Below are 11494 nucleotides of genomic sequence, written 5' to 3'. Positions count from 1 at the left end.
TGAAAGTTGCAATCCTGACAGGAGGAAGGCTGCCCATGACGCCCACCCTCAGCCGCAGGACGCCGGTCTCGCCTGGAGACGATGAGGCGGCGTTCGCGACCGTGACGGAGATGTTCGCCATGACGCAGCGCTCGAACCACGCCACGGCCTTCGCCGGGTGGACGGTCACGACGAGCGCCATGGGCCTGGTGCTGCAGTGGCGCACGATCGAGGCACTCTACGGATCCACCCCGGGCCGCGCGCTGCTGGCCGCGCTCCTCCCCGTCGCCGTCGGCCTGGCGTACGTCCTGCTGCTCCTGGCGCGCGCCCACGCCGTCACCGCCGGGGCCCAGGAGGACTTCCATCGCTTCATCGCGATCACCCCGCCGGACATGCCGGAGTTCGCCGCCCCGGCGTTCCGGCAACTGCGGCTACTGACCGCCGCCACCCGCCACCGTTCGATCCTCACCCGGAAGGCCCTGGCCTGGGCATACGTCTCAGGGGCCGCGTTCCTCGCCTGGAGCGCCGCCGCGACGGCGGCGGCCTTCGGTCACTGAGGGCGACACGGACCGGCCGGCATCCGGGCGTGGAAACTCCGCTCCCCTTCCCCATGACCCGGGTGCCGACCACTAGACAGATTTCCCCTTTATTGGGTCCACTGGAGGTAATGAGGTTCAATAGCGAACCTCTGCCGTCACGGGCAGACGGAGATCGGGTGCAGGAGATCCTCGCGAACAGGAACGGTTTTTGGCAGGCGTTGCAGGAGTCCGAACGTGCCGCGTTGCGTACGGCGGGTCGGACTCGTGAGTATGCGCCCGGAACGCTGCTGTGCAGCCAGGGCGCCGATCCCGATCACGTCCTGATCATCTTGGACGGCTGGGTGAAGGTGACCGCCGGGCGGGCGGACGGTCAGGAGGTCATGCTCGCCATCCGTGGTCCGTCGGACACGATCGGCGAGAGCGGCTGGCTGAACGGCCGGCCGCGGTCGGCGAACGTGAAGGCGCTGGGCAAGGTCCGCGCGCTCGCGATCCCGGCCGAGCAGTTCGCCGCCTTCCTCAACAGTCACGCGCACGCGGCGCAGGTCCTCGCGCGGGTGATGGTCGGGCGGATGGACGACGCCGACCGGCGGATGACCTCACAGGTCGGGACGAGCGGCCCGAAGCTGCTCGCCCTGCTCCTGCTGGACCTGGCCGAGCGCTACGGCGTGCCGGGCCCGGGCGGGTCCGTCACCCTGCCGCTGCCCCTCACCCAGCAGGAGCTCGCCACCATGATCGGCCGGGCCCGGGAGACGGTCGCGCGGGCGCTGACCGTCTGGCGCCGGGAGGGGATCGTGGTGACCCGCCGGATGCGCATCGTGATCCTGCGTCCGGAGGCGCTGCACGACATCGCCGAGCGCGACGACGACGGCTGAGCCGGCGCGCGTACGGTCGGCGGATGCCGCCGCGCGCAGCTGCGGCGCGCGGGTGTCGCCGTACGCGCGGTAGGCATGACGGCCGCGACGCGTGTCCTGCCGCGCGGCCCGCGAAGCCTGTGCGTCATATGCCACACAGCCCGGGGACCAGGGCGGTTACACTTCATCACCCCGAGTAACCCCCCGCGCTGAGGGGAGCGTCACTCCCAGATGACGAGCGATCGATCGCCCGGCGGTGGGCCGGGGCGGTCGAAGGTTCTGCGTGAGGTCCTGGAAGTCGTCACCAACCTGTGGCAGCTCCTCGTCTTCCTGATCCCCGTGGCGGGCATCGGCGCGGCCCTCGTCCTGCGCCATCTGGACCAGATCTCGATCGCGCTGACCTGGGTGATCGCCGTTGCCAGTTCGCTGTCCGGCCTCGCGGTCCTGGCCCGCGAGAAGGACACGATCACCAAGTGGCTCCGCGGGTGGGCCGATCACGCCGGCGGGCAGCTGTCCCGGCTCGGCCGATCCCTCCTCGCGTTCGGCCTGACGGCCGCCCTGGTCGCCGCGCTCGGCTGGGCCGCCACCGGCACGGTGGCCGCGGTGTTCGGAGGATCGTGCGCTCCGCCCATCGACCTGCGCGTGCTGACCGCGCCGGAGAACCTCACGGCCCTGACGCGGGCCGCCGCGGAGTACACCGCCGAGGCCCGATGCCCGCCCGTGCGGATCACCGTGGCGGCCTCCGGCAGCGTCCTCAACGTCGCGTCCGGCTTCCAGAACGGCTGGTACTCCGTACCGGGGGCGGGCGAGGGCGGCCGCGGCGCCCTCCAGCCGGACATCCTCATCCCGGCCTCCTCCGGTGAGGCCGACCGGCTCCTCGCGGCGCCCCACCCGGGTGTACGGCTGGCGGACGAAGGGTCGATCGGCAGCTCACCGCTGGTCGTCGGGATCTCCGCCTCCGCCAGTGACGACCTGCGCAACGCGCTGGCCGGCCGCGACCGGCCGAGCCTCGGCGAGCTCCTCGCCGCGGCCCGCCGCAACGGCGTGCAGCGCGTCTACCGCGCGAGCCCGGACGTGTCGGAGATCGGCGCGCTGGCCGACGTCGACCTGTACACCAGCGGCGCGCTCGGTGATCCGCAGGCCACCGAGCACGCGCTCGGCAGCGCCGACCTGCCCCTCAGCGACTCCGCCGCGCTACTGTGCGGGCTGCGGCGCCGGCCCGTCGCGCCCGAGCGCATCGCCGTGATCGCACCCGAGCAGGTGATCGAGGACTACGGGCACGGCCGGGCACTGGGCACCACCTGCCCGGCCCCGGGTGGGGGCGGTCCGCCGCTCGCCGTCCACTGGGTGTCGGACGCGCGCGTGTTCGACTACCCCTTCATCCGCGTCACGTGGGACGGCCAGTCGTCGGCGCGCCGGGCGCACGAGATCGACGACTTCCGGCGCTGGCTCGGCCGCGGCCGGCTGCGGAGCGAGGCGTTCCGCGACACGGCCGGCCGCGCGGGCACCGCCGACTCCAGCGACGGCCGTCTCTACCTCGGCCCGAGGCCGCGGGTCGCCGTCCGGCCCTACCGACGGGCGGAGATCGACGACGCGCTGTCCCGGTTCGCCCAGGTCCGGCCTCCCCTGCACATCGCCATGGCCCTCGACGTGTCGGGCTCGATGAGCGGCGGCCGTTCACAGGGCGGCTCCCGGTTCACCTACGCCGTCCAGGTCGCCCGGACCGCAGCACAGACCGCCGTCCACGACACCGACACGGTCGAACTCGACGCCTTCTCCCGTATTCAGGGGCAGCCCCCGATCCGTCCGGCGGCTCCCCCGGGTCCCCGCGGCGCGATCGGCACCGCGCTCGACGGCCTGACGCCGCAGGGCAGCGACATTCCGCTCTACGACGCGATCGGCGGCGCGGCCGCCCGGGTCGCCGCCTACCCGCAGGCGGCCGTCGTGGTCTTCACCGACGGCGGATCCGAGGCGGCCGACCCCCGGGCCCGCGCCGCGGCCCTGAAACGCGCGCTGAGGACCCGCCCGGTCGTCGTTCTGACCGGCACCGACACCTGTGCCGGATCGGCGGCGATCAAGGCCCTGGGAGCGTCCGTACGATGCGTGGACGCCGGCGATCGGGAGCCGAGCGACGTGGTGACGTCGGTCTTCGACCTCACGACGCAGTCTGGCGGGGGATGAGACGGATGCTGGGACGCCATCTCCGGAATCACCGGACCGCGATGCTCGCCGGCGTGGTGTTCGGCGTGCTGGCCGTCCTGGTGCCGCTGGCGCCGTGGAGCGACTCGGCCGGCCGTACCCCCTGCCCGGGGCACACCGGCCTCGTGGTGGCCGGCGGCACGGACGTCAGCGCCTCGAGCGAACGCCAGGCGCTCATCCGAGAGTGGAACGCGCAACACCAGGACGACCCCGACCTGCAGGCGCGGCTCGTGGAGATCTCCGGCCTCGCCGACCTGCAGCGCGCGCAGCTCGCGGCGACCTCGGAGGCGCACGGCTGCGACTACGACGTGCTCGAACTCGACGCGCCCTGGACGGCCGAGTTCGCCGAGAGGAAGGCGATCGTCCCGTTCCCGCTGCCGCACGGCTGGGATCCGGACTTCCTGCCGGAGCTGCGGCAGTCGGTGACCTGGCACGGCACGGTGTACGCGCTGCCGGTCAACGCCGACGTCGGCCTGCTGTACTACTGGAACGACGCCCGGCGGCAGCCGCCCGTGGGCCTGCCCGACCTGCTCGGCCAGGCCGCCGAAGCGGCCGAGGCGCGCGGCTTCGAGGCCGGCTACTCCCTTCAGCTCGCCGACTACGAAGGCGGCACCGTGAACGCCTTGGAGCTCATCTGGGGGTTCGGCGGTGACGTCGTCGACGACGACCGGGTGGTCGTCGACGCGTACGCGACGCAGATCCGGGCCGCGCTGGCCGCCCTCCACACCGAACTGCGGGGGCGGGGCGTCGGCCCCACCGCGGCCGACGCGACCGAGGCCTCGAGCATCCAGGCGTTCGAGGACCGCAAGACCGCCTTCATGCGCAACTGGCCGTACGCCTTCCGGGTGCTGGCCGCCGACCCGCGGATGCGCGGCGGCGGCCGGCTGAGATTCGGGGTGTCACCGCTGCCCGGCTCGAGCGTGCTCGGCGGCCAGAACCTCGCCATCTCGGCCTTCGGCAAGAAACAGGACCAGGCCCGCCGTCTCGTCGAGTACCTCACCGACCGGAACGCGCAGGCCGAGCTGTTCGCCTGCGGAGGGTTCGCGCCGACCCGGGAGTCGGCGTACCAGACGCCCCGGCCCTGCCCCAGGTCCTCCCCGAGCGAACAGCAGATCGGGCAGGCCGATCTCGCCCAGCTCGCCGCCCAGATCCGGCAGGCGATCGCGAAAGCGCGTCCGCGCCCGGTGACCCCGGCCTACCAGGTGTTCAGCGAGGTCTTCCGGCGTTGCTTCCGCGCCGCCGCGTTCGAGGCAGAAAATGTGGACTACGCCGCCTTCGCCCGGCTGCTCCGCGCGGCGTACTCCGGACGGCCGGTCCGCGCCGACCCGCGCCGGCCGTGCGGCTGAGCCGAGCGGTTGAGCCGAGCGGACCGGAGCGGGCCGCCGCCGCGGCCCGCCGGGCGCGCCCGGCGCGGCGGACCGGGCCGGGCGGCCGAGCCGGATGCACCGCAACATGTCGTCGCGGCACCCCGCCCGCCGCGGCGGACCGGACGGGCCCGGCCGTCCCCGCGGACTCAGCCGACGGAGGAGTAGGCCACGACGCCGCGCCGGATCGCGTCCATGGCCCGGCCTGCGACGCGACGCACCGGGCTGCCGGACGGGGCGGCGTCCGCGACCTGCCCGAGCATGTCCAGCAGCTGCTTCATCCAGCGGACGAAGTCACCGGCCGTCAGGTCGGCGTCGGCCAGCACGGCGTCCAGCTGATCACCGCTCGCCCACCGGTGCGCCGCCCAGGCGAAGCCCAGGTCCGGCTCGCGCAGGAACGCGACCCGATGGTCCTTCTCGATCTCCTGCAGCTCACCCCACAGCCGGATCATCTCGGTGAGCACCTCCCGTACGGGGCCGCTGGGCACGCGGGGCGCCCGCCCGTCCTCCGGCTGCCGGGACTCGTACACCAGCGCCGACACGACCGCGGCGAGCTGCGCGGGCCCCAGGTCGTCGAAGAGGCCGGCGCGCAGGGACTCCGCCGTGAGCAGGTCCAGCTCGGTGTAGATGCGCCCGAGCCTGCGGCCCTCGTCGGTGACCCGCTCGCCGTCGAGGTAACCGAGTTGCTCGAGCACGGCGCAGACCCGGTCGAAGGTCCGGGAGATCACCTGCGAGCGGCCCTCGACGCGGCGGCGCAGCGCCGCCGTCTCCTTCTCCAGCCGGAAGTAGCGCTCGCCCCAGCGTGCGTGGTCCTCCCGGTCGGCGCAGCCGTGGCAGGAGTGCTCACGCAGCCGCCGCCGCAGGTCGGTGATCTCCGGGTCCTCGCGCGTGGAGTCCGGGTGCTTCTGCGGACGAGGCTTGTCGAGGTGCGCCGTCTTGTTGCGCAGCGTCGAGGCCAGGTCGCGGCGGTGCTGCGCCGACCTGCGACTGAACCACTGCGGGATCTTGATGCGGTCCACCGGCTCCACCGGCCCCCGGAAGTCGGCCAGCGCCAGCTGCTTGACCTGCCGGTTGATGGTGAGGACCAGCGGGGACGGGTCGTCGGAGCGCTTCCCGGCCCCCGGCTCCAGGACCACCGCCGCACCGGCGAACCGGCCGTGCGGGACCATGATGACGTCCCCGAAACGCAGGCGTTCCAGGGAGCGCGCGGCCTCCGCCCGCCGGACGCCCGACCGCTCCCGGGCCAGCTCCCGCTCGCGTTCGGTCAGGCGCTGCCGCAGGCGGGCGTACGCCATGAAGTCGCCCTTGTCGCAGGTCGCCGCCTCCAGGTAGCCCTCGAGGGCCTCCTCGTTGCGGTGCAGCTGCTTGGCGAGCCCGACGACGGCACGGTCGGCCTGGAACTGCGCGAAGGACTCCTCCAGGAGGGTACGGGCGCGTTCGCGGCCGACCTGGCCGACGAGGTTCACGGCCATGTTGTACGACGGGCGGAAGCTGGAGTTCAGCGGGTAGGTGCGCGTGCCGGCCAGGCCGGCCACCGACGCCGGGTCGATGCCGGGCGCCCACAGGACGACGGCGTGGCCCTCCACGTCGATGCCGCGCCGCCCGGCCCGCCCGGTGAGCTGGGTGTACTCGCCGGGGGTCAGGTCGGCGTGCATCTCGCCGTTCCACTTGACGAGGCGCTCGATCACGACGGTGCGGGCGGGCATGTTGATGCCCAGCGCCAGGGTCTCGGTCGCGAAGACCGCCTTGATCAGCCCTTCGGTGAACAGCTCCTCGACGATCTCCTTGAACGTCGGCAGCATGCCCGCGTGGTGGGCGGCCAGGCCCCGCTCCAGCCCGGCGAGCCACGTGCCGTAGCCGAGGACCTCCAGGTCGGCCCGCGGGATGTCGGCGGTGCGCGTCTCGACGTGCGCTCGGATCTGCTCGGCCTCCTCCTTCGTGGTGAGCCGCAGCCTGGAGTACATGCACTGCTCGACCGCCGCGTCGCAGCCGGCGCGGCTGAAGATGAAGGTGATCGCGGGCAGCAGCCCGGCGCGGTCGAGCCGGTCGATGACGTCGGCGCGCGACGGCGGCCGGTAACGCTCGGGGCGGCCTTCGCGCCGACGGCCGCTGCGGCGGCTCTGGTTGATCCTCGTGCGCCGCAGGTCGTCGAGCGCGAACCGGCGCAGGTCCGGGTTGACCTTCGTGTGATCGTCGTCGACGAACAGGTCGTACAGCCGGTTGCCGGCCAGCATGTGCTGCCACAGCGGCACCGGGCGCTCCTCGTCCACGATGACGGTGGTCTCGCCGCGGACCTCCTGCAGCCACTCGCCGAACTCCTCGGCGTTGCTGACCGTCGCCGACAGCGCCACCAGCCGCACCGACTCGGGAAGGTGGATGATCACCTCTTCCCAGACCGCGCCCCGGAACCGGTCGGCGAGGTAGTGCACCTCGTCCATGACGACGTACGCCAGCCCCGACAGCGTCGGCGACCCGGCGTACAGCATGTTGCGCAGGACCTCGGTCGTCATGACGACGATCGGCGCCTCACCGTTGATGGCGTTGTCGCCGGTGAGCAGGCCGACCTTCCCCGTGCCGTACCGGCGCACGAGGTCGGCGTACTTCTGGTTCGACAGCGCCTTGATCGGGGTGGTGTAGAAGCACTTCTGGCCGCCCGCCAGCGCCAGGTGAACCGCGAACTCGCCGACGACGGTCTTGCCCGACCCGGTGGGCGCCGCGACCAGCACGCCGTGGCCGTCCTCCAGCGCGCGGCAGGCGTCGACCTGGAAGAAGTCCAGGTCGAAGTCGTACAGGCTTTGGAACTCGGTCAGTGCGGGCGTGAAGACCGCCATGCGCTGCCGGTGCGCGGCGTAGCGTTCCGCGGGGGTGGTCATGGGTCAAGCCTACGGACCACCGCTGACCGAAACGGCTGCGCTCCCGCGATCGGCCGCTCGGTGCGGTAGGACGGCGGGGCCTGGAGACAGGCCCTAGGGCCCGTCTCGAAGTCCCGGTCCGTAGCGAGCGCCGCGCAGTAGGACGGCGGCGCTTCGAGACAGGCCCTAGACGCGCTCGCCGTCCTCGATCTCGCCGTCCGGCAGGTCGAGCGGCGAGGCCTCGTCGTCGGACAGGTCCGCGTACGGGTCGGGCCGGGCGGCCTTACGCCGGTCATGGATGTAGGCGATGACCTCGGCGACCTCGAACAGCACGACGGTCGGCAGCGCAAGCGCCAGCATCGTGAAGGGGTCCTGGCTCGGCGTGGCGACCGCGGCGAACACGAAGAGGCCGAAAATGATCAGCCGGCGCGACTTCTTGATGCGGGCGTGCGTGAGGACGCCCGCCAGGTTGAGGATGACGACGAACAGCGGCAGCTCGAACGTCACCCCGAAGATCAGGAGCATCGCCACCGCGTAGCCGAGGTAGCTCGTCACCGTGACCAGCGCGGTCGTGCCGTGCGGGACAAAGGAGAGCAGGATGCCCAGCCCCTTGTCGAGCGTGACGTAGGCCAGGAAGGCGCCGCCGACGAACAGCGGCACCGAGGCGGTCAGGAAGATGTACGTCCAGCGACGCTCGCGCTGATACAGCCCCGGCGCGACGAACGCCCAGAGCTGGTACAGCCAGATCGGCGAGGCGAGCACCACGCCGACGATCAGCGCGATCTTCAGGTTGAGGAAGAAGCCTTCGGTCAGGCCGTTGACGACCAAGCCGCAGCCCTTACCCAGACGATTCTGCTGGGGAAGCTGGCAGTACGGCTGCTGGAGGAAGCTCCAGACACGGTCGAATTGCCACAGCCCGATGCCGGTGCCCACGAGAATGGCCAGCATGGCCTTGAGCAGGCGGCTTCGGAGTTCGCGGATGTGCTCCATGAGCGGCATGCGCCCATCAGGGTTCGCACTCCGCGACGGCTTGGTCGTCATGATCCCTAATTGTGGCGGTCGGTCAGGACTTCTTGCCGTGCTCCGTCTGGGACAGCGGCACGCCGCTGATCGTGGTGCCATCCTCAGCCGGACCGCTCAGCCGCGGCTGCTGGGCAGCCTGCTGCTCGAGCAGCGCCGCCTGCTCCCGGAGCCGTGCAGCCTGGGCACGCGGGTCCTGCGGCTGCGACTGCGGGCGCGGCTCGTCATCGTCGTCGCTGATCAGGCCCTTGGTCTCGGACTTGAAGATGCGCATCGACCGGCCGAGCGAACGGGCGGCCTGGGGCAGCTTGGCAGAACCGAACAGCACCAGGATGACGACCGCGATGATCGCGATTTCCCACGGGCCAAGATCCATGTCAGTCCTCTTCAGCAGTGGCTCTTTCTCACCCGATCGTACGCCGTCGGGCCGGATGTCTCACTCCCCCGCCCCCTCAAGACGCCGCATCTCACGGGCGAGTTTCGCGTGTTCCGGCTCCAGACGCTCCCTGGTCCGCCGCAGTTCACGGCCGAGACCACGCACCGCGAGCGACACCTTGATCGCGCAGCCACCGAGAACCATCAGCCCGGCGAAGGCCAGCGCGACGAAAAGCATCATCCACGGCACAGGCAGACACTAGCGAATCACCGGCGCGACGTCTCCCCCTGCTCAATGGCGCTCGCTCCGCGAGCGCGGTTCGCGGGCGCCCCACGCGCCCGCTCACGCTCTGGTCGTTTCGCTCCCGCCGTTCCTCAGTCCAGACGACGCGCGCCGCTCACGGCGTGCGATCACGCGTCGTAGAGCTTGAGGGCGCGGGCGGCGTCTTCGCGGACCTGGGCGGCCAGGTCGACGGGCTCGGTGATCCGGCCGCTGCCCGCCAGCCGCAGCGCCAGGCGCCGCACCCAGCGGACGTCCGGGGTGCGCAGCACCACGCGGACCCGGCCCTCCCCGAGCTCGGTGACGCTCTCGCACGGGTAGTGGTCGGCGACCCAGCGCCCGGCCGGGGACAGCTCGAAGGTCACCCGCACGTCCTCGGGTGACGGGCGGAACAGCCCGTCGTCCAGGTCGAGCGGCTCGGCCTCGTCCGGGATGCTCCCGGGAACGTCGAGGACCTGCAGATCCACGATGCGGTCCAGGCGGAACAGGCGCACCGCCTCGGCGCGGCGGCACCAGCCCTCCAGGTAGGACCAGCCGTCGACGATGAGCAGCCGCATCGGGTCCACGTCGCGCTCGGTGTTCTCGTCCCGGCCCGGCACGTAATAGGTCATCCGCAGGCGACGCCCCTGGTCCAGCCCCGACCGCACCTGGACCAGAACGTCCGGGTGGACGTCCAGCTCAACGGCGACCTGGCTGCTCGGCCGGGCGGCGGCACCCGCCGCCTCCTCAAGCTTGGCGATCAGCCGGCTCACGGCGTCGCCGTGCTCGGGGATCTCGGCGATCGTGCGCAGCGCGACCAGCAGGGCGGCGGCCTCGTCGACGTCGAGCCGGAGCGGCCGGCTGATCGACTCCGCCTCGCACACCACGATCTCGCCGCCCTCGTAGGACAGGTCGATCGGGCAGTACGGGTCGGGCGCGCGCAGCTCGACGCACCACAGGAGGTTGAGGTCGTCGATGATCTGCTTCTCGGTCACGCCGAAGGCCGCGGCGGCCTCCTCGACGCTGACCGAGCTGCGGTTGATGACGTACGGGACCAGCGCCAGCAGCCGCCGCAGTCGTTCCGAGGAGCTCACTGGCACACCGCCTTCAGGTGCTGGATCATCGCGTCGCGTACGTCGGGCGGGTCGACGGCCACGACGTCGTCGGCGAACCCGGCCAGGTAGTCGGCGAGCCGCTCGACCTCGGCGAATGTCAGCTCGGCCAGGTCCCATTCGTCGTCCTCGCGGCGGATGTTCGCCGCCCAGCGCCGGATGCCGTCCGCCGCGCCGCGCCGCAGCCGTACGGTGGCCGTGCGCCGCCCGGGCACCGGGCCGCCCATCGAGGTGACGACCTCCCGCAGGTCGATGCCCTCCGGGACCGTCACCGCGCCGGCGGGGCCGTCGGCGACGACCTCGCCCCTGATGCGGCTGAGCCGGAACACCCGGGTCTCCCCGCGGTCCCGGTCATGGCCGGCGACGTACCAGCGACCGCGCCTGCTGACCACGCCCCACGGCTCCAGGTGACGCCGCTGCGGGCCGCTGCGCCCGACGCCCTGGTATTCGAAGGTGACCGGCCGGCGGTCGCGGACGGCCCGCCACAGCGCCGGGAACGCGGGCTCGTCGGCGCCGACCCTGGGCTCGACGCCGAGGGAGGCGGCCTCGTCGGTGTCGATCCCGGCCGCGCGCAGTTTCAGCAGGGCCCCGGAGGCCGCCTCGGCCAGGCTGGCCCGCTGCCAGACCCGGGCGGCCAGCCCGAGCACGGCGGCCTCGTCGGGGGCGAACTGGATCTCCGGCAGTTCGTACGCCTGGCGCTGGATCCGGTAGCCGGCCTCCTCGTCGCCGTCGCTGCCCATCTCCAAGGGGATGCCGAGCTCGCGCAGCTCCTCCTTGTCGCGCTCGAACATGCGCTTGAACGCCTCGTCCCCGCCGGGATAGCCCGGCACGGCCTGGCGGATCTGCTCCGCGGTGAGGTACCGCCGGGTGGCCAGCAGGCACACCACGAGATTGAGCAGCCGCTCGGTCTTGCGGCGCGACATCGTCACTCCTTCTGGCCCGTC

At 72.3% G+C, this 11494-nt stretch carries 10 protein-coding genes; 4 read left to right on the top strand and 6 right to left on the bottom strand.

Features of this window, described 5'->3' with window-relative positions; genetic code table 11:
• Positions 1-35: 35 nt before the first annotated feature.
• The 4 genes from ACQP2O_RS23590 (at position 36) to ACQP2O_RS23575 (ending at position 4914) form a co-directional block, all read left to right on the top strand.
• The gene (locus ACQP2O_RS23590) at positions 36-536 is read left to right on the top strand and encodes a hypothetical protein (RefSeq protein ID WP_433189010.1); all 501 of its coding nucleotides are present in this window, start codon (positions 36-38) and stop codon (positions 534-536) included.
• 158 nt (positions 537-694) lie between these two features.
• Positions 695-1390: a Crp/Fnr family transcriptional regulator gene (locus ACQP2O_RS23585; RefSeq protein WP_433189007.1), complete on the top strand. Its 696-nt coding sequence runs from the start codon at positions 695-697 to the stop codon at positions 1388-1390.
• 210 nt (positions 1391-1600) lie between these two features.
• Positions 1601-3550: a hypothetical protein gene (locus ACQP2O_RS23580; RefSeq protein WP_433189004.1), complete on the top strand. Its 1950-nt coding sequence runs from the start codon at positions 1601-1603 to the stop codon at positions 3548-3550.
• A complete protein-coding gene (locus ACQP2O_RS23575) occupies positions 3547-4914 on the top strand; it encodes an extracellular solute-binding protein (RefSeq protein WP_433189001.1) in 1368 nt (455 codons plus the stop codon). The genes ACQP2O_RS23580 and ACQP2O_RS23575 overlap by 4 nt, the downstream gene beginning before the upstream one ends.
• Positions 4915-5081: 167 nt before the next feature.
• On the opposite strand, the gene ACQP2O_RS23570 is transcribed toward ACQP2O_RS23575, so the two are convergent.
• The 6 genes from ACQP2O_RS23570 to ACQP2O_RS23545 all read right to left on the bottom strand — a co-directional run bounded on the left by ACQP2O_RS23570 (position 5082) and on the right by ACQP2O_RS23545 (position 11473).
• Complete coding sequence (locus tag ACQP2O_RS23570; protein ID WP_433188998.1) at positions 5082-7805, bottom strand: DEAD/DEAH box helicase; 2724 nt, start codon at positions 7803-7805, stop codon at positions 5082-5084.
• A 165-nt stretch (positions 7806-7970) separates the two neighbouring features.
• Positions 7971-8825: a twin-arginine translocase subunit TatC gene (gene tatC, locus ACQP2O_RS23565; RefSeq protein WP_433188995.1), complete on the bottom strand. Its 855-nt coding sequence runs from the start codon at positions 8823-8825 to the stop codon at positions 7971-7973.
• Between the two features lie 22 nt (positions 8826-8847).
• Complete coding sequence (gene tatA, locus ACQP2O_RS23560) at positions 8848-9180, bottom strand: Sec-independent protein translocase subunit TatA (protein ID WP_433188992.1); 333 nt, start codon at positions 9178-9180, stop codon at positions 8848-8850.
• 60 nt (positions 9181-9240) lie between these two features.
• Entirely contained in the window at positions 9241-9429 is a 189-nt protein-coding gene (locus tag ACQP2O_RS23555; RefSeq protein ID WP_433188989.1) for a hypothetical protein, read from the bottom strand.
• Between the two features lie 161 nt (positions 9430-9590).
• The gene (locus ACQP2O_RS23550) at positions 9591-10532 is read right to left on the bottom strand and encodes a helix-turn-helix transcriptional regulator (RefSeq protein ID WP_433188986.1); all 942 of its coding nucleotides are present in this window, start codon (positions 10530-10532) and stop codon (positions 9591-9593) included.
• On the bottom strand, positions 10529-11473 hold the full coding sequence (locus tag ACQP2O_RS23545; RefSeq protein ID WP_433188983.1) for a helix-turn-helix transcriptional regulator: 945 nt from the start codon (positions 11471-11473) through the stop codon (positions 10529-10531). The genes ACQP2O_RS23550 and ACQP2O_RS23545 overlap by 4 nt, the downstream gene beginning before the upstream one ends.
• Positions 11474-11494 lie beyond the last annotated feature (21 nt).

Origin of the sequence: Actinoallomurus sp. CA-150999, assembly GCF_050942425.1 — a bacterium.
Taxonomy (GTDB): Bacteria; Actinomycetota; Actinomycetes; order Streptosporangiales; family Streptosporangiaceae; genus Actinoallomurus.
This window is presented reverse-complemented; position numbering and strand designations above follow the sequence as displayed.